19 protein-coding genes are annotated in these 18,406 nt (G+C 74.8%); 6 read left to right on the plus strand and 13 right to left on the minus strand.

Annotated elements, in window-relative coordinates:
• Positions 1 to 38: 38 nt before the first annotated feature.
• Positions 39 to 551, minus strand: a complete 513-nt coding sequence (locus ACIRYZ_RS10320) for a YbjN domain-containing protein (protein WP_402941906.1) — start codon at positions 549 to 551, stop codon at positions 39 to 41.
• Between the two features lie 92 nt (positions 552 to 643).
• A complete protein-coding gene (gene mshA, locus ACIRYZ_RS10325; RefSeq protein ID WP_402941908.1) occupies positions 644 to 2,017 on the minus strand; it encodes a D-inositol-3-phosphate glycosyltransferase in 1,374 nt (457 codons plus the stop codon).
• A gap of 229 nt (positions 2,018 to 2,246) precedes the next feature.
• Here mshA and ACIRYZ_RS10330 point away from each other — a divergent pair, with 229 nt between their 5' ends.
• Positions 2,247 to 3,080, plus strand: coding sequence for a class I SAM-dependent methyltransferase (locus tag ACIRYZ_RS10330; protein ID WP_402941909.1), 834 nt, complete (start codon positions 2,247 to 2,249; stop codon positions 3,078 to 3,080).
• 115 nt (positions 3,081 to 3,195) lie between these two features.
• Positions 3,196 to 3,822, plus strand: coding sequence for a DUF6215 domain-containing protein (locus ACIRYZ_RS10335; protein WP_402941911.1), 627 nt, complete (start codon positions 3,196 to 3,198; stop codon positions 3,820 to 3,822).
• A gap of 172 nt (positions 3,823 to 3,994) precedes the next feature.
• Here ACIRYZ_RS10335 and ACIRYZ_RS10340 read toward each other — a convergent pair whose 3' ends face one another.
• Positions 3,995 to 4,558 carry an O-acetyl-ADP-ribose deacetylase gene (locus tag ACIRYZ_RS10340; RefSeq protein WP_402941913.1) on the minus strand — a complete coding sequence of 188 codons (564 nt, stop codon included), beginning with the start codon at positions 4,556 to 4,558 and terminating at the stop codon, positions 3,995 to 3,997.
• A gap of 362 nt (positions 4,559 to 4,920) precedes the next feature.
• Between ACIRYZ_RS10340 and ACIRYZ_RS10345 the strand changes: the two genes are divergently transcribed.
• A complete protein-coding gene (locus ACIRYZ_RS10345; protein ID WP_402941915.1) occupies positions 4,921 to 6,315 on the plus strand; it encodes a PP2C family protein-serine/threonine phosphatase in 1,395 nt (464 codons plus the stop codon).
• 158 nt (positions 6,316 to 6,473) lie between these two features.
• Here ACIRYZ_RS10345 and ACIRYZ_RS10350 read toward each other — a convergent pair whose 3' ends face one another.
• From ACIRYZ_RS10350 to ACIRYZ_RS10385, 8 genes are all read right to left on the minus strand, one after another.
• Positions 6,474 to 6,824: a DUF2516 family protein gene (locus ACIRYZ_RS10350; RefSeq protein WP_380608525.1), complete on the minus strand. Its 351-nt coding sequence runs from the start codon at positions 6,822 to 6,824 to the stop codon at positions 6,474 to 6,476.
• Between the two features lie 122 nt (positions 6,825 to 6,946).
• Entirely contained in the window at positions 6,947 to 7,474 is a 528-nt protein-coding gene (locus ACIRYZ_RS10355; protein ID WP_402941917.1) for a hypothetical protein, read from the minus strand.
• 2 nt (positions 7,475 to 7,476) lie between these two features.
• Complete coding sequence (locus tag ACIRYZ_RS10360; protein WP_387619696.1) at positions 7,477 to 7,884, minus strand: helix-turn-helix domain-containing protein; 408 nt, start codon at positions 7,882 to 7,884, stop codon at positions 7,477 to 7,479.
• Complete coding sequence (locus tag ACIRYZ_RS10365) at positions 7,770 to 8,498, minus strand: alpha/beta fold hydrolase (protein WP_402941919.1); 729 nt, start codon at positions 8,496 to 8,498, stop codon at positions 7,770 to 7,772. The genes ACIRYZ_RS10360 and ACIRYZ_RS10365 overlap by 115 nt, the downstream gene beginning before the upstream one ends.
• A 139-nt stretch (positions 8,499 to 8,637) precedes the next feature.
• The gene (locus ACIRYZ_RS10370; RefSeq protein ID WP_402941921.1) at positions 8,638 to 9,732 is read right to left on the minus strand and encodes a MerR family transcriptional regulator; all 1,095 of its coding nucleotides are present in this window, start codon (positions 9,730 to 9,732) and stop codon (positions 8,638 to 8,640) included.
• Between the two features lie 34 nt (positions 9,733 to 9,766).
• Positions 9,767 to 10,597: an RNA polymerase sigma factor SigJ gene (sigJ, locus tag ACIRYZ_RS10375; RefSeq protein ID WP_402942093.1), complete on the minus strand. Its 831-nt coding sequence runs from the start codon at positions 10,595 to 10,597 to the stop codon at positions 9,767 to 9,769.
• Between the two features lie 85 nt (positions 10,598 to 10,682).
• Positions 10,683 to 10,895, minus strand: coding sequence for a hypothetical protein (locus ACIRYZ_RS10380; RefSeq protein ID WP_402941922.1), 213 nt, complete (start codon positions 10,893 to 10,895; stop codon positions 10,683 to 10,685).
• Positions 10,892 to 14,041: a DEAD/DEAH box helicase gene (locus tag ACIRYZ_RS10385; protein ID WP_402941924.1), complete on the minus strand. Its 3,150-nt coding sequence runs from the start codon at positions 14,039 to 14,041 to the stop codon at positions 10,892 to 10,894. The genes ACIRYZ_RS10380 and ACIRYZ_RS10385 overlap by 4 nt, the downstream gene beginning before the upstream one ends.
• 202 nt (positions 14,042 to 14,243) lie before the next feature.
• Between ACIRYZ_RS10385 and ACIRYZ_RS10390 the strand changes: the two genes are divergently transcribed.
• A complete protein-coding gene (locus ACIRYZ_RS10390; RefSeq protein ID WP_402941926.1) occupies positions 14,244 to 14,855 on the plus strand; it encodes a YceI family protein in 612 nt (203 codons plus the stop codon).
• Between the two features lie 108 nt (positions 14,856 to 14,963).
• Here the strand turns inward: ACIRYZ_RS10390 and ACIRYZ_RS10395 are convergent, their stop codons facing one another.
• A complete protein-coding gene (locus ACIRYZ_RS10395) occupies positions 14,964 to 15,941 on the minus strand; it encodes a LysR family transcriptional regulator (RefSeq protein ID WP_402941927.1) in 978 nt (325 codons plus the stop codon).
• A 116-nt stretch (positions 15,942 to 16,057) separates the two neighbouring features.
• Between ACIRYZ_RS10395 and ACIRYZ_RS10400 the strand changes: the two genes are divergently transcribed.
• Together ACIRYZ_RS10400 and ACIRYZ_RS10405 are read left to right on the plus strand one after the other, a co-directional pair.
• The gene (locus ACIRYZ_RS10400) at positions 16,058 to 17,341 is read left to right on the plus strand and encodes an MFS transporter (protein WP_402941929.1); all 1,284 of its coding nucleotides are present in this window, start codon (positions 16,058 to 16,060) and stop codon (positions 17,339 to 17,341) included.
• A 9-nt stretch (positions 17,342 to 17,350) separates the two neighbouring features.
• Positions 17,351 to 17,830 carry a macro domain-containing protein gene (locus ACIRYZ_RS10405; protein WP_402941931.1) on the plus strand — a complete coding sequence of 160 codons (480 nt, stop codon included), beginning with the start codon at positions 17,351 to 17,353 and terminating at the stop codon, positions 17,828 to 17,830.
• On the opposite strand, the gene ACIRYZ_RS10410 is transcribed toward ACIRYZ_RS10405, so the two are convergent.
• Complete coding sequence (locus tag ACIRYZ_RS10410) at positions 17,815 to 18,393, minus strand: GNAT family N-acetyltransferase (RefSeq protein WP_402941933.1); 579 nt, start codon at positions 18,391 to 18,393, stop codon at positions 17,815 to 17,817. The genes ACIRYZ_RS10405 and ACIRYZ_RS10410 overlap by 16 nt on opposite strands.
• Positions 18,394 to 18,406 lie beyond the last annotated feature (13 nt).

Genomic DNA, 18,406 nt, shown 5'->3' on the forward strand with positions numbered 1-18,406 from the left:
ATCAGGACCCGGCGGGGATCCGCAGGACACGCCCGGGGTCAGTCGGCCTTCGGGCCGGCCAGGTGGGCGAAGGCGGCCAGATTGCGGGTGGACTCCCCGCGCTTGGTCCGCCACTCCCACTCGCGCCGGATCGCCGAGGCGAAGCCCAGCTCCAGCAGGGTGTTGAAGGGCTCGTCGGCGTTCTCCAGCACCGTCCCGAGCAGCCGGTCCACGGCCTGCGGAGTGAGCGCCTCCAGCGGCAGGCGGCCGGCCAGGTAGACGTCGCCGAGCTGGTCGACGGCGTACGCGACGCCGTACATCCGGGTGTTGCGCTCCAGCAGCCAGCGGTAGACGGCCTCGTGGTTCTCGTCCGGGCGGCGGATCACGAAGGCGTTCACCGACAGGGTGTGGTCGCCGACCCGCAGGGCGCAGGTGGTGGACAGCTTGCGGGTGCCCGGGAGGGTCGCCACCAGCGTGTACGGGTCGGCGGCGGCCGACTCCCAGGCCACCCCGGCGTCGTCCAGGGCGGTGCGCAGGAGGGTCAGGGCCTCGTCCTTGGTGCGGATTGCCATGGGAGTGACGTTACTCGTCAGTACCCGTGAAGCGCAGCCCGTGGAGCGCGGCCCGCAGGGCGCAGCCGCCGCGCGCACCGGGTGCCCCGGTGTCAGGCCGGGCGGCGGCGGGCCCCGGCCAGGCGGCCGGCCGGGCGGGCCAGGCTGCCGGCGTACACCTCGGCGGTGGTCGCCGCGGCGGCGTCCCAGCCGAAGGCGCCCGCGTGCCGGGCCGCCGCCGCGCCGCGCCGGGCCACCAGCGCCCGGTCGGTCACGTACGGCTCCAGCGCGCTGGCCCACTGCAGCGGGTCGTGGCCGTTCACCAGGGAGCCGGAGTCGCCGTCCCGCACCGCGACCGGCAGGCCGCCGACCGCGGCCGCCACCACCGGGGTGCCGCAGGCCTGCGCCTCCAGCGCGACCAGCCCGAAGGACTCGCTGTACGAGGGCATCACCAGGGCCGTCGCCGCGCGGTACCAGTCCGCGAGGCTCGCCTGGCCGACCGGTGGGTGGAAGCGCACCACATCGCCGATGCCCAGCTGGGCGGCCAGCTTGTGCAGGCTCTCCGGACGGGCCAGCCCGGTGCCGGACGGGCCGCCGACCACCGGTACCACCAGGTGCTCGCGCAGCTCCGGACGGCGCTCCAGCAGCGCGGCGACCGCCCGCAGCAGCACGTCCGGCGCCTTCAGCGGCTGGATCCGCCCCGCGAACAGCAGCACGGCGGCGTCCTGCGGCAGGCCCAGCCGGGCCCGGGCGTCGGCCGCGGCCGACGGGCCGCCGGGGCGGAAGACGTCCAGGTTCACCCCGGGGTGGACGACGGCCAGCTGGTCCGGCCGGGCACCGTAGTGCAGCGCCAGCTCGGCGGCCTCCTCGGTGGTGTTGGCGATCAGCCGGTCGGCGGCCTCGACCACCTGGGTCTCGCCGATCACCCGGGCCGCGGGCTCGGGCGTGTCACCCTCGGCCAGCGCCGCGTTCTTCACCTTCGCCATGGTGTGCATGGTGTGCACCAGCGGCACCCCCCATCGCTGCGCGGCCAGCCAGCCGACCTGCCCGGAGAGCCAGTAGTGCGAGTGCACCAGGTCGTAGTGGCCGGGGCGGTGGCCGGCCTCGGTGCGCAGCACCCCGTGGGTGAAGGCGCACAACTGGGCCGGCAGGTCCTCCTTGACCAGGCCCTCGTACGGCCCGGCGGTGACGTGCCGCACCAGCACGCCCGGGGCCAGCTCGACGGTCGGCGCGTCGTCCGAGCAGATCGACCGGGTGAACACCTCGACCTCGATGTTGAGCTCGGCCAGGCGCTTGGCCAGCTCGACGATGTAGACGTTCATCCCGCCGGCGTCCCCGGTGCCGGGCTGGTGCAGCGGCGAGGTGTGCACGCTCAGCATGGCTATTCGGCGCGGACGGCGGCGGCCCGGGACGAGCGACTGGAGCCGGCCGCGCGCGGGCGCGGCGGACTGGGCACGACGTACCGAACGGACGGGGTGCTGGATCACCTGGCTGAAGCCTCCTCGTGTGCGGCCCGTCTCGGCGGTCCGCGTGGCGGGCCGCCGCATGTCCGGTGTGCGCTGCCCCGTCCGGGCACACATCACCACCAGTGTGCCAACCACGAGGCGGTCGTCCGGCATTCCCGGTCCGGGCGGTGAGCTGACAGGGCCCGGCCAGCGCCCCCTACCGGGCCGACATCCGCCCAGGTCGCGGCACGGGCCGACTACCCTTCTGGACATGGCTGCCTCCTTCGACCCCGCGACCACCGCGCCCGCCCGCGGGCGGACCGGCCGTCCGGTGGGGACCGTCACCAGGGGCACCACCAACACCAACCGGCTGCGCCGGATGGACCGCTGGATCGCGCACACCCTGGGCCGTACGCTGTGCGCCGCCGAGCGGCCGCCGGTGGCGGTCGACCTCGGCTACGGCGCGGCGCCCTGGACGGCCGTGGAGCTGGCCGGGCGGCTGCGCACGGTGCGGCCGGACGTCCGGGTGGTCGGGATCGAGATCGAGCCGGAGCGGGTCGCGGCCGCGCTGCCGTACGCCGAGGCGCCGCTGCTCACCTTCCGGCGCGGCGGCTTCGAGGTACCGCTGGACGGCGGCGCGCCGGCCCAGCTGATCCGGGCGGCCAACGTGCTGCGGCAGTACGAGGAGTCGGCGGTGGCCGGGGTGTGGGAGCGGCTGTGCTCCCGGCTCGCCCCGGACGGGCTGCTGGTCGAGGGCACCTGCGACGAGATCGGGCGGCGGCACGTCTGGGTCGCGCTCGGCCCGGAGGGGCCCCGGACGGTGACCTTCGCGACCCGGCTGGGCGGCCTGGAACAGCCCTCCGACCTGGCCGAACGACTGCCGAAGGCGCTGATCCACCACAACGTGCCGGGGCGGCCGGTGCACGCCTTCCTGGCCGACTTCGACCGGGCCTGGGCGGCGGCCGCGCCGTACGGGGCGTTCGGGGCGCGGCAGCGCTGGGTGGCGGCGTGCACGGCGCTGGCGGGCAGCTGGCCGCTGGTGGACGCGCGCGGGCGGTGGCGGCAGGGCGAGGTCACGGTGCCCTGGACGGCGCTCGCGCCGTAGCGGGCGGCCGGGGCACGGGCACCGGCGCAGATCAGAGCGACGGGGCACCGTAAGATCATCTCCGCTTACGGGGTGCTCGAACGATCGAGGACCCGTTGTACGGGGGGGTCCAGGGGTGGAGACGAACGAGCGGAACAACAAGGCGGTCATCGCGGCGGGGGCCGTGATCGTCGTGGCCTGTGGCGCCGTGGCTGCCCTGGCCGGGACGGGCGCCCTCAAGCCCCACCGGGCGGACGCCACCTGCGCGCCGTCCTCGGCGGACCTCCCGGCGGACTACGCGGCGTTCTGCGCCGCGCTCAACCGCTCCAACCTGCCGACGCTGCTCGGCACGCCGGACGACCGGGTCTCGACCGCCGGGCCCGGCCCCTTCAAGGAGCAGAAGGAGACCATGGCGGAGGTGCGCCTCCAGGACACCGTCGTCAACCTCTCGGAGAGCCCTGTCTCGGCCTGGTCGATGGGCGACTGGACGTCCTTCGGCGCCACCCGGGTCACCGTCCTCGGCCACCCCGCGGTGACCACCTGGGGCCGGACGATGACGCTGTTCGCGCCGGGCGGGAAGAGCAGCCAGGACAGCCCCACCTCGCGGAACCTCGTCATCGCGAAGGACGCCAAGGACCCGGGCGGCCGGGCCTTCGAGATCACCGTCTTCCGCCAGGACGGCAAGAACGTCGAAGACGCGGTCGTGCAGCGGGTCGCCGAGGCCGTGGTCCCGAACCTCCCGGGCTGGGTCGCGGCCCCGTAGGACCGTACGGCCGTCCGGTCGGACAGGCGACGCACGCCCTTCGCGGCCATTCACTCGAACGAGTTATCGAATATCTCTGGCGTGTTGACGCCCCATCAGGCGACGATGGAGGTCGCCGAGCGACCGCACCACACGCCGCTCGGCGACCACCACGCTCAACCGCGCACAGCCGTCAGCCACCCTGGCCGAGCAGCACCCCCAGGGCCTGTTCGAACACCTCGTACATCTCCTCCCCGAACAGCACGAACCGCACCTCCGCCAGCTCCGCGCCCGCCCGCGCGTCACCGCCGTCCAGCACCTCGGCGACGGTGCCGAGCGCGATCCGGGCCGCGTCCGCCGGCGGCCAGCCGAAGATCCCGGCCGACACCGCCGGGAAAGCCACCGCGCCCGCCCCCAACTCCGCCGCCACGCGCAGCGACTCGCGATAACAGGAGGCCAGCAGCTCAGCCCGCGCTTCGTACTCCTCCGCCAGATACACCGGCCCGACGGTGTGCACCACCCACCGGGCCGGCAGCCGTCCGGCCGTGGTCGCCACCGCGCGCCCGGTGGGCAGCCCCTTGCCCCAGTGCGAGGCCCGCAGCCGACGGCACTCCTCCAGAATCTGCGGTCCGCCCTTGCGGTGGATCGCGCCGTCCACCCCGCCGCCGCCCAGCAGGGACGAGTTGGCGGCGTTCACCACCGCGTCCACTCGCTGTTCCGTGATGTCACCCTCGACCAGGGTGATCCGCATCACCATCACCTGCCCCCTTTCCCAGGCCCGCCCGGCAGCCGCCGGAACGGGATCCGAGCCGTCATCCGAGTCTGATCACCACACCGCCACCGGCGTGGCAATAACCACAACGGCGCCGGTCGGCCGAAGAAATCCCCGGAGATCACGTTATGGTCGCGAGAAGTTCCCCGACGCGAGGTGCCAGGCGGGCACTGCGGACGGACGCCGGCCGTTACGCAGTCGGGGAAAGGGAGGAACCACCGATGCCCGCAACGGGAGACGGGCGGGCACCTGGTGCCGCGGACCTGCCGGGCGCCCATGACGGCGCCCCCGTCGGCCATGCCCGTAAGCGCCCGGCAACGACCGGGCCGGCGACGGCAGCTCCCCCGATGCCTCACCCCCGGTCACAGCCGGTCCGGACCGCGCACGGCGGGCGGCACCCGTCACACCTGGCCGAGGTGGGAAACGTTCCGGCACCGGGTGACGGGCCCGCCGACGGCGGCCCCGCACCGCTGCGGCTGCTGGTCATCGAGGACGACGCCTCGGACGCCCAGCTGATCAAGGCCGCGGTCGCCGACAGCGGCACCTCGATCGAGATCCACTGGGCCCGCGGCCTCGACCAGGCCACCCGACTGCTGGCCCAGACCGCCCCCGCCGCCCGGCGCGGGCGCACCCGCGGTCCCGAATTCGGCTGCGTGCTGCTCGACCTGGCCTCCCCGGCCGACCTGCCCCACCCGTCCGACGCCTCGGACGGCCTGGAGGGCCTGCACGAGCTGCTCCGGCGCGCCCCGCACATCCCCGTCGTGGTGCTCACCGACGCCGCCGGAGCCGAACTCGGCGCGGCCGCCGTCGCCGCCGGCGCCCAGGACTTCCTGCTCAAGCACGACACGGACGGCCCGCTGCTGGCCCGCGCCCTGCGCTACGCCGTCGAACGCAAGCGCGCCGACGAGTCCCAGCGCCGCCTGGTCGAGGCCGAGCTGCGCGGCCAGGAGAACGCCCGCCTCCAGCGCCACCTGCTGCCCACCCCGCTGCTGGACGGAGCCGGGCTCTCCTTCACCCGGCGCTACCGCCCCGGGCGGCGCCGCGCCCTGCTCGGCGGTGACTTCTACGACGCCGTGCGCACCGACGACGGCACCGTCCACGTCGTGATCGGCGACGTCTGCGGCCACGGCCCGGACGAGGCCGCGCTCGGCGTCGCGCTCCGGATAGCGTGGCGCACCCTGGTCTTCGCCGGCCTCACCGGCGAAGCCCTGCTCACCACCCTCCAGCACGTGCTGGAGCACGAGCGGCGCAGCGACGAGATCTTCGCGACGCTCTGCATGCTGGTCATCGAGCCCTGCGGCGCCGGCACCGGCCTCGACTCGCTCGGCACCGGCGAGCGGGCCCGGCTCTACCTCGCCGGACACCCGGCGCCGCTGCTGCTCGGCCGCGACCACGCCCCCGTCTCCCTGCCCGCCGACCTCGCCGGGCCCGCGCTCGGACTGCTGCCCTGCCACGACGGGCAGGCCGCCTGGCCCGCGCACGAGCTCGAACTCCTGCCCGGCTGGCGGCTGTTGCTCTACACCGACGGACTGATCGAGGGCCGGGTCGGGGCCGGGTCGCGCCGCCTCGGCCAGGACGGGCTGGCCGACCTGATCGCCGACCACCAGTCCGCGGGGCTGACCCGGGGGCGGCTGGTCGACAGCGCGATCGCCGAGGTGGAGGAGCTGAACGGCGGCGCGCTGACCGACGACGTCGCGGTGCTGCTGCTGGAGCGCAATCCGGTGCAGTTGATCCTCGGCTGAAGGGTTCCGCGCCGGGGGTTCCGCGCAGAGGGGTTCCGCGCCGGGGGTTCCGCGCAGAGGGGTTCCGCGCAGAGGGGTTCCGCGCTGGGCGGTGCCTCCAGGAAACGCCGCAGCCCGGGCGGGTGAGATCCCGCCCGGGCTGCGGCGTTGTCGTCGGCCTACCAGGGGCCGTACGGGCCGGTGTTGCTCCGGCCGCCACGGCCGCTGCCGCCGGTCAGCGCCCGGATCGCCGGGCGGACGTCCACCACGTAGACGATCGAGGCGACCAGGCCGACCAGGGTGCCGATGCTGCCGAGGAAGTTCGCCCCGAACAGCAGGTCCCAACCGAAGCTGATCCCGAGGATGGCCAGCCAGAACCCCTTGGTCTTCTTGTCCGCCGCCCGGTAGGCGTCCTCCCGGCGGGTAGCCGCGTCGAGCAGCGCGAAGAGCTTGTAGCCCAGGATGGCCACGGCCATCCACCAGAACGGGTTCAGGTAGGAAAAGGCCAGGATCTGGAACACTCCGGTCATCGCGATCTCCTACGTCTCTCGGCTTGCCACGCCCCGGGCGGCGCCCATCCTGGCACGGCGACCGCCCGCAATGCTGTCAACGTCCGGCCGTCACCGGATGTGCCCGTGGCCGCGGGCCCCGATCACTCCGTGCTGTCGGGAGCGCCCTTCCGAGCCTTGGCGGACTTCTTCGGCGCGGCGGCGGGGGCACCGTCCTCGACCGGTTCGGCCTCGACCAGTTCGGCGGTCCCGGTGGTGTCGATCGTGTCGATGGTGTCGATGGTGTCGTCCTGCGGGCGGGCCTTGTCGACCACGACCTTGCCGCGCTCGGCCAGCTCGTCGTACGTCTCCTTGGCCTTCACCGCCAACTCGACCGCGCGGGCCACCTGCTGGAGGGCGAAGCCCTGGGCCCGCTCCTGCAGCGCCTTCAGGTCGGCGGGGAAGGTGGTGACGGCCTCGGTGACCTTGGCGGGCGCCCCGGTCAGCAGCTCCTGCGCCTCGTGCAGCTTGGCGGTCGCCTTCTCCTGCGCGGTCTTGCGGTCCGCCGCCAGCGCCTCGACCTTGCCCGGCACCTCGCGCAGCTTCTCGTAGGCGAAGTCCCCTGCGCCGGCCAGGGCGTACAGCGGGGTCGGGTCGGTGAGGGTCTTCTTGATGTCGTCAGTGATCGGCATGGTTACCGGTCCTCCCGGTGGGTGTTCTGGATGGCTGCGCCGTCGGTCGTGGGACCGGAGGCCGATGCGGCGTTCTCCTTGAGGAAGGCGTCGTAGACCGCGAGCAGCGCTTGCTTCTGCTGCTCATTGATCAGCGGATCGGCCAGGATCGAGGCCCGCAGCTCCAGCCCCTCACCCCGCCGTTCCTCCAGGATCCCGGCCTGGACGTAGAGCGTCTCCGCCGAGATCCGCAGCGCCTTCGCGATCTGCTGCAGGATCTCCGCGCTCGGCTTGCGCAACCCTCGCTCGATCTGGCTCAGGTACGGGTTGGACACGCCGGCGGCCTCCGCCAGTTGGCGCAGCGAGTACTGCGCGCTGCGGCGCTGCTCGCGGATGTACTCGCCCAGGGAGGCGACGTTGAGTGAGGCCATGTAGACAGGGTGCGGCAGGGTGCTTGCAATTGCAAGCAGGGTGCTAGCGGGGGCAAGCGGGGGTGTTTGCGTGGCGGGGGGCTTTCGGGAGGGTGGGTGGCCGGGGGCGCGTCCCTCTCGCTGGAGGGGGGTGGGTTGGGGTTGCTGGGGGTGGGTTGGTGCGCGTGTGGGGGGGTTGGTGGGTGGTTAGGCCAGGTGGGGGAGGAGAAGGGCGGTGAGGTGGTGGGGGACGGCGGCCAGTCGTGGCCGCTGACCGAGGCGCCGATCAGGGCCAGGGCGGTGACCCGCTCGGGGTGGGCGAGGGTGAAGTCCAGGGCGGTCTCGCCACCCATGCTCAGGCCGACCAGGGCGGCGCGGTCGAGGCCGAAGTGGTCCAGGACGGCGCGCAGGTCCTCGACGTCGTCGAAGGTCCGCTCCGGGGGCGTGGACCGGCCGAGGCCGCGGGCGTCGTAGCGGATCACGTCGTGGTGGCGGGACAGTTCGGGGACGACGGCGTCCCACAGTCGGGAGTCCATGCCGGAGCCGTGCAGCAGCACCACCGGGGTGCCGGCGCCGCGGCGTTCGGCCCACAGGTGGCCGCCGTCGGGGGTCTGGACTTCGGAATCGGTGCTCATGCGGAGGATCCTTGCAGAGCCGCTTCAGGAGCAGGGTTCGCGTGGGGCGGCGTTGACGGCGGCGGGTTGCGGGCGAGGACCGCGGGCGCGCCCCGGCCTTCGGTCCGGCCACATCACGGGGGTGCCGAGGGGCCGGGGGTCACGCGGCGTCGGGGAGCCGGACGGGCATCAGGACGGAGAAGGTGCCCGCCCGGCCCGGGGTGCGGATGGCGAGCGGGGCGATCGGGCCGCCGAGTTCGAGCAGGAGCTGTTCGGGGTGGCCGGCGCGGAGGGCGTCGAGGAGGAAGTCGCGGTTGACGGCGACCTGGACGTCCCCGGCCGCGGGGGTGGTGGCGACGGTGAGGCCGCCGTCCTGGGTGAGGGTCAGGACGGTGACGGCGCAGTCGGTGCCCTGGGGGCCGGAGGGGAGGGTGCGGGTGGCGCCGGTCTCCACGGCGGCGCGCAGGTCGGCGGCGGGCAGGGTGATCCGGTGCTGCGGGTCGAGCCGGGTGAGGACGCGGTGGTCGGGGTAGTCGAAGTCGAGCGCGGCGCCCTCGATGCGGTGGCCGCCCGTCTCGGCGCGGAAGGTGCCGGCGCCCAGGGTGAGCGTGACCTCGGCCGGGGCGGTGGGGAGCAGGGCACGCAGGGCGTCCGCCAGCGGGGTCGGGACGATGGTGCCGGCGGTCGGCTGCTCGGGTGTGCCGGTGGCGGGGACCTCGGCGAGGGCCAGCCGGTAGCGGTCGGTGGCGACCAGGCGCAGCACCGGGCCGTCCGGTTCGAACAGCACTCCGGCGAGGGAGGGCAGTTCCGGGTCGCCGCAGACCGCGAAGCGGACCGCGTCCAGGGCGGCGGCCAGGCCGTCCGCGGGGACGGTGAGGCAGGTCTCGGCGGGGGTGGTGGTCATCGACTGCTCCCTCTGGTCGATCATCGTGCGGATCAGGGAGAGCTCGCGGCGGGCGTCGGCCAGGCCGTCCTCCAGTCGGCGCAGGTGCGCGTCGAGGACACGTCGGGCCTCGCCGCTGCCGGGGTCGGCGCCGAGCACGGCGCGGATGGCCGCCAGCGGCAGGCCGACCCGGCGCAGCCGGGCCAGCAGCCGGGCGTCGGCGAGTTGGGCGGGCCGGTACCAGCGGTAGCCGGTGTGCGGGTCGACCCAGGCGGGGCTGAGCACCTCGGCGCCGTCGTAGTAGCGCAGGGTGCCGACGCCCAGGCCGCTGTTGCGGGCCAGCTCGCCGATGCTGTGCAGCTCGCTCTCCATGCCGATGACTCTCCGGGTTCGACCTGGTCGAGGGTCAAGCGAGGTGGGCGAGCTTCTGCGGGTTGCGGACGGCGTGGATCGCGGAGATCAGCGGCTCGCCGCCCGGTCCCCGGGTGAAGTCGAAGACCGAGACGGAGTCGACGGCGCCGTGCACGGTGATCAGCACTCCGGGCTCGCCGTTGACCAGCACCGGGCGGGCGGCCGCGCCCTCGCCCAGCTTGTGGAGCAGGCCGAGGATGAAGCGGGCGACCTTCTCGGCGCCGGTGATCGGCCGCAGCGCGGCGGTGATCACGCCGCCGCCGTCGTTCCAGGAGGTGACGTCGGGGGCGAGCAGTTCGAGCATCCGGTTGAGGTCGCCGCCGACGCAGGCGGCGAGGAACTCGTCGGTGGCCCGGCGGCGCAGCTCCGGCGGGGCGTCGTAGCGGGGGCGGCGGGCGCGCACGTGGGCCCGGGCCCGGCTGCCGACCTGGCGGCAGGCGGCCTCGGTGCGGTCCAGGGCCTCGGCGATCTCCGGGTAGGAGAAGCCGAAGGCCTCCTTGAGGACGAACACCGCCCGTTCCAGCGGGGACAGGCTCTCCAGCACCACCAGCAGGGCGACCGAGACGGCCTCGGCGCGCTCGACGCCGTCGGTCGCGTCCGGCTCGGTGACCAGCGGCTCGGGCAGCCAGGGGCCGACGTAGGACTCGCGGCGGACGGCGGCCGAGTCGAGCCGGTTGAGGGCGAGGTTGGTGACCGTGCGGGCCAGGTAGCCGCCCGGGCCGGCGACCGGGCCGGCGACCTGGCTCCAGCGCAGCCAGGTGTCCTGGACCAGGTCCTCGGCGTCGGCGACGCTGCCGAGCATCCGGTAGGCGATGCCGAAGACCATCCGCCGGTGCTCTTCGAAGTCGGCCAGACGGCTCTCTGAAGTGTCGGTCACCCTCGGGACGTTACCGCACGGTAGACGGCGGGGTTCAGCTGCGGAAGGTGTCGTAGGCGGGGGCGAGCAGGGTGGCGAGGTCGCGGCCGTGCACGGTGATGCCGGAGCGGCCGAGGCGGCGCAGCGAGGGTTCGTCCGGCTCCTCGTCGGACTGTTCGGGGCGCAGGGTGAAGTCGCCGCGCCAGTAGGCGGCGATGTTGACCATGGGCGCCTTCGAAGCGACCGGGTGCTGCGGCTGGTCGGTCACGCGTCCTCCTCGGCGACGGCGTCCTCGCGGGTGAGGGCGACGAGTTCGCGCAGGGCCCCGACCGGCAGGTCGGTCAGCCAGTGCTCCCCCTCGCCCACCACGTTGTCGGCCAACGAGCGCTTGGCGGTGAGGAGTTCGTCGATCCGCTCCTCGACGGTGCCGACGCAGACCAGCCGGCGGACCTGGACGTCCCGGCGCTGGCCGATCCGGAAGGCGCGGTCGGTGGCCTGCTCCTCGACCGCCGGGTTCCACCAGCGGTCGAGGTGGATCACCTGGTTGGCGGCGGTCAGGTTGAGTCCGGTGCCGCCGGCCCGCAGCGAGAGCAGGAACACCCCTGGCCCGTCCGGGGATTGGAAGCGGCGGACCAGCTCCTCACGGCGGGCCCGGGGGACGCCGCCGTGCAGGAAGAGCACCTCCTCGCCGAGCCGGCGCTCCAGGTACGGGCGCAGCATGGTGCCGAACTCGGCGTACTGGGTGAAGACCAGCGTCCGGTCGCCCTCGGCCAGCGCCTCCTCCAGCAGTTCGGCGAGTCGGGCGACCTTGCCCGAGCGCTCGCCCAACGGCGAGCCGTCGTGCAGCAGTTGGGCCGGATGGTTGCACACCTGCTTGAGCTTGCCGATCGCGGCCAGCACGGTGCCGCGCCGCTCCACGCCCCGGATGCCCTCGACCCGCTGCAGCAGGTCGGCGACCACGGCCTGGTAGAGACCGGCCTGCTCGGCGGTGAGGTTGCACCAGACGGTCATCTCCTGCTTGGCGGGCAGTTCGACCGCGACCGCCGGGTCGGACTTGAGCCGGCGCAGCACGAACGGGGCGGTGCGGCGCCGGAGTTCGGCGGTGCGCTCGGGGCTGCGGTGCAGTTCGACCGGGATCGCGTAGCGCTCCTTGAAGCGCTCGGCCGGGCCGAGCAGGCCGGGGTTGGCGAAGTCCAGGACGGCGTGGAGTTCGGCGAGCCGGTTCTCCACCGGGGTGCCGGTCAGGGCGATCCGGTGGCGGGTGACGGTCAGTGCGCGGATCGCCCGGGACTGCGCGGTGCCGGTGTTCTTGATGTACTGCGCCTCGTCGGCGACCACCCGGCGCCAGCGGATCGCGCGCAGGGCGGCGCGGTCGCGCTGGACCAGCCCGTAGGTGGTGATGACCAGGTCCACGCCCTTCACGGCTTCGGCGAGTTGCTCCGCGCCGAGACGGTCGGCGCCGTGGTGGACGTGGCGCCGCAGGCCGGGGGCGAAGCGCTCGGCCTCGCGCTGCCAGTTGCCGACCAGGGACATCGGACAGACCAGCAGGGTGGGCCCGGTGGCGCCCTCGGCCCGTTCGGCGGCCAGCAGGGCGAGGGTCTGCACGGTCTTGCCGAGGCCCATGTCGTCGGCCAGCACGGCGCCGAGGCCGAGCCCGGACATCGTGCGCAGCCAGGCCAGGCCGCGCCGCTGGTACGGGCGCAGCTCGGCGCGGAAGTCCGGCGGCAGCGCGAGGGCGTCGGGGTCGGCCGGCTCGGCGGCGGCGCGGCCGGCCAGCAGGTCGCCGAGCGGGCCGTCGGCGCGGACGCCGGTGACCGGCAGTCCGGCGACGGTCGCCTCGGGGTCGAGGGCGAGCCGCAGCAGGTCGGCGGCGGCCAGCAGGCCGTCGCGCTGCTCGGTGAGGAAGGCGAGGGCGGCGGCGATCTGTGCCGGGTCGGCCTCCAGCCAGGTGCCCCGGACCCGCACCAGGCCCTGTTTGGCGGCGGCGAGTTCGGCGAGTTCCTGTTCGGTGAGCGGGGTGCCGTCCGGGCCGAGCGCGGCCTGCCAGCGGAAGGCGACCACGGCGTCCCGGTCGACCTGACTGGTGACGGCGAGGGTGCCGGGCGCGGGCGGGGTGACGGCGCGCAGGGCGAGCCCGAGCCGGGGGCGGCGGCGCCACCAGGCGGGCAGCAGCACGCCGAAGCCGTTCTCGGCGAGCGCGGGCGCGGCGGCGCGCAGGAAGTCGAGCGCGCCGGCCCGGTCGAGCGGGAGGGCGGACGGGCGGGGGCGGTGGCGCAGCCCGTCCAGGGCGGGCCAGCGGTGGGCGGCGCGGGCGAGTTCGACGGCCAGGACGTCGGCGGGTTCCCGGCCGTCCGTGGTCTTGCGGGCGAGCGCGGCGTGCGCGGCGCCGCCCTCGTGCAGGTCGGCGGCGCGGACCAGCAGGGAGGGCTCGTCGACGGCCTGGAGCAGGAACTCCAGCTGCCAGGCGTCGTCGGAGGGGCGGCCCTCGGGGTCGTCCGGGTCGGGGCCGAGCGGTTCGAGCAGGCGGAAGCAAAGCCGCAGTGCGGGGTCCGCGGGTTCGGCGGCGGCGTACCAGGCGTCGATCCGGTGGCGCAGTTCGGCGAAGTCCTCGGCCGGGACGTCGCCGAGTTCGCCGGAGGGGGTGGCGAGGGCGTGCAGCCAGCGGTCGGCGGTGGCGGCGCCGGCCGTGGGGAGGGGCTGGTCGGCGAGTGCGGCGCGGGCCTCGGCGTCCACCAGGGCGCCGAGGGCGGCGTCCAGCAGGGCCTCTCCCGTTCCGGCGCCGGTGGGCCACTCCCCCAGCAGCACCGGCGGGCAGCCCGCCGCCAGCGCGGCGGCCTCGCAGCGCCCGGCCGGGGTGGGGTCGGGCCGCCAGCGGGCCTGCGGGCGGCCGTCGGCCGACACGGGCAGCGGCAGCAGCCGACCCCGGCCGACCGCGCGCCAGGCGAGGTCGTGCACCCCGGTGAGCCAGCGCAGCGAGGGGCCGTACACCACCTCGACCCGGCCGGTGCCGGGCAGGTCGGTGCCGGTGACGGCCCAGTGCGAGTCGTGCACCTCGCCGAGCAGTTGGGCGGCGGCCGCGGCGTCGAAGAGCAGTGCCGGGACCCGCCAGGGGGTGAGGACGGCGCCGCCGCGCGGCGGGGTGACCGGCAGGTCGGGCGAGGGGGCGGGCAGGGCGCCGACGGTGGGCAGCAGCAGGGTGGCCCAGCGTTCGGGGGCCTGACCGGCGAGCCAGCCGAGGCCGGGTCCGATGCCGCCGAGCACGGCGGCCAGTTCGCCGGCCGGGCAGGCGTAGGGGTGGGCGCGCGGGGCGGGCCGGTCGGGCTGCGGTTCGGCGGGGCCGGGGTGGGTGCGGGCGTCCTCGGCCCAGAGCGCGAGCCGTCCGTCCGCCCGCCAGAGCGCGTGCAGGACGAACATGAGGGGCCTCTCGGGGCGGGGAGCCGGTTCTTCGCAGCCTAGCCGCGTGGTCCGACAACGGCCGTCGGGCCGGGCTGTGGGGCCGATCGGGCGAATCAGACGAAAGCCCCCACATCTGTGGTTGAAAATTGAACGACACCGCCGTACGCTGGAGCCAAGAAGTTGAAGCCTAAACAAATGGCTTCGAACCCGAGGAGGAGCCATGGGCCTGTTCAACCGCACCAAGACCGCCACCGCCGCCACCGTCCCCGTCCGGACCCCGGCCGGCCCGGACCTGTCGCACCTGAGCGGCGACTGGGCGATCGACACCATGCACAGCGAGATCGGCTTCTCGGTCCGCCACGCGATGGTCACCAACGTCAAGGGCCGCTTCACCGAGTACGACGGCAAGCTCCACCTCGACGGCGCCACGCCGGGCAACTCCTCGGCCGACCTGGTGATCAAGGTCGCCAGCATCGACACCAACCAGGCCCAGCGCGACGAGCACCTGCGCACCGGCGACTTCTTCGCCGCCGACACCTACCCGGAGATCCGCTTCCGCAGCACCGCCACCGAGCAGCTCGGCGACGACTCCTACCGGATGACCGGCGAGCTCACCATCAAGGACACCACCCGCCCGGTGGTCCTGGAGCTCGAGTACACCGGCAGCGCCACCGACGCCTACGGCGCCGAGCGGGTCGGCTTCGAGGGCAAGACGGTCGTGGACCGCACCGCCTTCGGCCTGACCTACAACGCGGCCCTGGAGACCGGCGGCGTGCTGATCGGCGAGAAGGTCAGGCTCAGCTTCGACATCTCCGCCGTCAAGGCGGCCTGACCCGGCCGTCCACGGCCCCGGCGGCCCCTGCCGCCGCCCACCGACCGCCGCCCCTGCCCACACCCCCGGGGCAGGGGCGGCTTCCCATGCTCCTACCGGCGCCGCGCCCTACCCGCCGACCAGCGCCGCGTCCGCCGACGGCAGCCAGCTGCCCTGCGGGCGACGCAACCAGCCCTCGGCCGCGCCGAGTCCAGCCGCCGCCCCGGCAAGCGCCCGCAGGCCCGGATGGCGTTCGCCGGGCCGGTGCACCAGGCTGACCAGGCTCAGCGGCACCGGCTCCACCAGCGGCACGTTCACCGCCCCCGGGATCCTCGGACCGCCGACCGTGGTCAGCATCGGGTCACCGTGCCGGGCCAGGTAGCGGGCGGTCTCGTCCAGGCCCACCGGCGGGACGTACGGCGCGGCGGCGGTGAGGCCGTGCTCACGCAGCAGCCGCTCGCCGAGGTCGGTCCACTCGGTGGTGGCCGGGTTGCCCGCGCAGATGTCGACGGGGTACCCGGCCAGCTCCGCCAGCCGCAGCACCGGGCGGCCGGCCAGCGGGTGGGTGTCCGCCATCATCACCGAGATCCGCTCCAACCGCACCGGCAGCTGGGCGAGTTGGCCGCGCACCGGGGCGGGCAGCCCGGCGAAGCGGCCGAAGGAGGCGTCCAGCCGGTGCGCCAGCAATTCGGCGGCGGCCGCGGCCAGGCCGCCGTGGAAGCGGGCCAGCAGTTCGCCCTCCGGCCAGTCGGCGCGGGCCCGTTCGAGCACCCGGTCGGCGGTCAGGTCGGGGCCGGTGACATCGCTGTTGAGGTCGAGCAGCAGCGGCCGGGCGGCGGCCCCGGTTCCGGCCTCGGCGAGGATCTCGTCGTGCAGGGCGAGGAGTCGGCGCACCCGGGGCAGCAGCCGCCGCCCGGCCGGGGTGAGCTCGACGCTGCGGGTGGTGCGGGTGAACAGTGCCTCGCCGAGCAACTCCTCCAGGGAGCGGACGTCCCGGCTGAGCGCCTGCTGGGCGACGTGCAGCCGCTCGGCGGCCCGGCCGAAGTGCAGCGTCTCGGCGGTCGCGAGGAAGCCGCGGAGCAGTCGGGGGTGCAGGTCACGGGGCATGCCCGGCAGATTAACAACACCGTGTTGTGAGTGCGGCGAAACAGGTGTTGGACGCCCGGCCGCCACCGCGGCCAGGCTTGGCGCATCCCCTTCCGTCCTGATGTCCAGGAGCCCGCTTGCCCTCGCCCGCCCTCCTCGCCTCCTACCGTCGGCTGTTCTCGGCCCCCGGCGCCGCCGCCTTCACCCTGGCCGGGCTGCTCGGCCGGCTCGCGCTGTCGATGAACGGCGTCTCGCTGGTGGTACTGCTCGCCGAGCGGCGCGGCTCGTACGCGCTGGCCGGGACGGTCTCGGCGGCCGGGCTGGTCACCGGGGCGATCGGGATGCCGCTGCTCGGACGGCTGGTGGACCGCTACGGGCAGTCGCGGGTGGCCGTACCGGCCGCGCTGTACAACGCCGTCCCGCTGCTCGCCCTGCTGCTCTGCGTCCGGCTCGGCGCACCGGACTGGACGCTGTACGCCTGCTGGGCGGCCTGCGCGGCCGCACCCAACCTCGGCGGCATGGCCCGGGCCCGCTGGGCGCACCTGTACCGGGACGACCCGGCCGCCCGGCACCTGGCCAACTCCCTCGAACAGGCCCTGGACGAACTGTGCTTCATGGCCGGGCCGGTGCTCGCGATGCTGCTCTGCACGACGCTCGCCCCGGAGGCCGGACTGCTCACCGCCGGCGCCCTCGGCACCACCGGCGCCCTGCTGTTCGCCGCCCAGCGGCGCACCGAACCGCCGCTTCCCGTACGGGCTTCGACCGAGCAGCGACACGGCTCCCCGCTGCGGGTGCCCGGGCTGCGGGTGCTGGTGCTGACCTTCCTGGCCACCGGCACGGTCTTCGGCGCGACCGAGATCACCACGGTGGCCTACGCCGACGCGCTCGGCCACAAGGCGGCGGCCGGCGGACTGCTGGCCCTGGTCGCGGCCGGCTCCTGCGTGGCCGGGCTGCTGTTCGGTCTGCTGACCCCGCGTCGGGCACCCGGCACGCGCTTCCTGACCGGGGCGGCCGCGATGGCCGGGGTGCTGCTGCTGCCGCTCGCGGCCGGACTGGGCGGGGCCGGGCTCGGGGTGCTCGGGGTGGCGCTGTTCGCGGCGGGCACGGCCACCGCGCCGACCATGGTGACCGGCATGACGCTGGTTCAGGAGCTGCTGCCGCAACGGCAGTTCAACGAGGGGATGGCGGTGGCGGTGTCCGGCATCGTGGTCGGCATCTCGGCCGGCGCGGCGCTCGCCGGGACGGTCGCCGAGCACGCCGCCCCCGGCACCGGCTACGCGCTGCCGGCCTCGGCCGCCGCGCTCGCCCTGCTGATCGCGCTGGCCGGGCGGCGGCACCTGATGGCGCGAAAGGGACCGGCCGCGGCGCGAAAGGAGCAGGCGCCGGAAAATCCCGAGCGGGTTGTCAGTGCCTCCGTCTAACTTCGAGGCATGGCGGAAATCACCTACGTCCAAGGCGATGCCACCACGCCCCAGGGCAAGGGCGTGAAGGTGATCGCGCACGTCTGCAACGACCTCGGCGGCTGGGGCAAGGGCTTCGTGCTCGCGCTCTCCAGACGCTGGCCCGAGCCCGAGGCGGCGTTCCGACGCTGGCACCGGGAGCGGGCGAAGAACGACTTCGGCCTCGGCGCCCTGCAGTTGGTGCAGGTCGAGCCGTACGTCTGGGTGGCCAACCTGGTCGGCCAGCGCGGCATCCGGACCGGGCGCTCCACCGGAGTGCCGGTGCGGTACGAGGCCATCGACACCGCGTTGGCCGCCCTGGGTGAGCGCGCGCTCGAACTCGGCGCCTCCGTCCACATGCCGCGGATCGGCTGCGGACTGGCGGGCGGGCGCTGGGCCAGGGTCGAGCCGCTGGTGGCGGCCCGGCTGACGGCGCGCGGCATACCTGTGACGGTCTACGACGTCGACTGACCGCTGGTCGACGTCCGGCCGGAGACCGGCCCGGGCGCGGCCGGCCAGGCGTACACGTACTCGGGCAGCAGGTAGCCGCCCGGGAAGGCGCCCTCCTGTGCCCTGATCCGTATCCCGCCCTCGCGCTCGTAGAAGGCGACCGCGCGGGTGTTGCCGCTCAGCACCTCCAGGTACAGCTCGGCCCCGGGGTGCCGCTCGGCGGCCTCGGCGCGGGCGGCGGCCAGCAGTTCGCGGCCGATCCCGCCGCCGGTGCGGCCGGGGCGGACGTGCAGGTTGTCCACCAGCACCCGGCCGTCGGGCTGGGGCACCAGATAGACGAACCCGGCCGTCTCACCGGCCTGTTCGGCGATCAGCAGGACCGGAGTGTTCTCCGGCTCACCGTAGTCCGCCGCCAGGCGCAGCTCCCACAGCTCGCGCCGCTGGGCGGCCAGTCCGTCCCCGATCGCCTCGTCGGGGACGATCCCCCGGTACGTGGTGCGCCAGCTGTCTGCATGCAGCTCGGCGACGTGCACGGCGTCCTGCGCTCCGCCGTGCCGGATGGTGGTCTGCCCTGAACCGATCATGTGACGAGCCTCC

Origin of the sequence: Kitasatospora sp. NPDC101155 (genome assembly GCF_044768305.1) — a bacterium.
Taxonomy (GTDB): Bacteria; Actinomycetota; Actinomycetes; order Streptomycetales; family Streptomycetaceae; genus Kitasatospora.

What these genes read in the sequence shown, in the direction of transcription:
- ACIRYZ_RS10345 (WP_402941915.1), top strand. Translation starts at nt 4,921, where the DNA reads ATGCCTCACCCCCGGTCACAGCCGGTCCGGACCGCGCACGGCGGGCGG.
- ACIRYZ_RS10355 (WP_402941917.1), bottom strand. Translation starts at nt 7,474, where the DNA reads ATGCCGATCACTGACGACATCAAGAAGACCCTCACCGACCCGACCCCG.
- ACIRYZ_RS10410 (WP_402941933.1), bottom strand. Translation starts at nt 18,393, where the DNA reads ATGATCGGTTCAGGGCAGACCACCATCCGGCACGGCGGAGCGCAGGAC.
- ACIRYZ_RS10320 (WP_402941906.1), bottom strand. Translation starts at nt 551, where the DNA reads ATGGCAATCCGCACCAAGGACGAGGCCCTGACCCTCCTGCGCACCGCC.
- ACIRYZ_RS10370 (WP_402941921.1), bottom strand. Translation starts at nt 9,732, where the DNA reads ATGGAGAGCGAGCTGCACAGCATCGGCGAGCTGGCCCGCAACAGCGGC.
- ACIRYZ_RS10405 (WP_402941931.1), top strand. Translation starts at nt 17,351, where the DNA reads ATGGCGGAAATCACCTACGTCCAAGGCGATGCCACCACGCCCCAGGGC.
- ACIRYZ_RS10390 (WP_402941926.1), top strand. Translation starts at nt 14,244, where the DNA reads ATGGGCCTGTTCAACCGCACCAAGACCGCCACCGCCGCCACCGTCCCC.
- ACIRYZ_RS10340 (WP_402941913.1), bottom strand. Translation starts at nt 4,558, where the DNA reads ATGGTGATGCGGATCACCCTGGTCGAGGGTGACATCACGGAACAGCGA.
- sigJ (WP_402942093.1), bottom strand. Translation starts at nt 10,597, where the DNA reads ATGGTCTTCGGCATCGCCTACCGGATGCTCGGCAGCGTCGCCGACGCC.
- ACIRYZ_RS10365 (WP_402941919.1), bottom strand. Translation starts at nt 8,498, where the DNA reads ATGAGCACCGATTCCGAAGTCCAGACCCCCGACGGCGGCCACCTGTGG.
- ACIRYZ_RS10395 (WP_402941927.1), bottom strand. Translation starts at nt 15,941, where the DNA reads ATGCCCCGTGACCTGCACCCCCGACTGCTCCGCGGCTTCCTCGCGACC.
- ACIRYZ_RS10385 (WP_402941924.1), bottom strand. Translation starts at nt 14,041, where the DNA reads ATGTTCGTCCTGCACGCGCTCTGGCGGGCGGACGGACGGCTCGCGCTC.
- ACIRYZ_RS10360 (WP_387619696.1), bottom strand. Translation starts at nt 7,884, where the DNA reads ATGGCCTCACTCAACGTCGCCTCCCTGGGCGAGTACATCCGCGAGCAG.
- ACIRYZ_RS10330 (WP_402941909.1), top strand. Translation starts at nt 2,247, where the DNA reads ATGGCTGCCTCCTTCGACCCCGCGACCACCGCGCCCGCCCGCGGGCGG.
- ACIRYZ_RS10350 (WP_380608525.1), bottom strand. Translation starts at nt 6,824, where the DNA reads ATGACCGGAGTGTTCCAGATCCTGGCCTTTTCCTACCTGAACCCGTTC.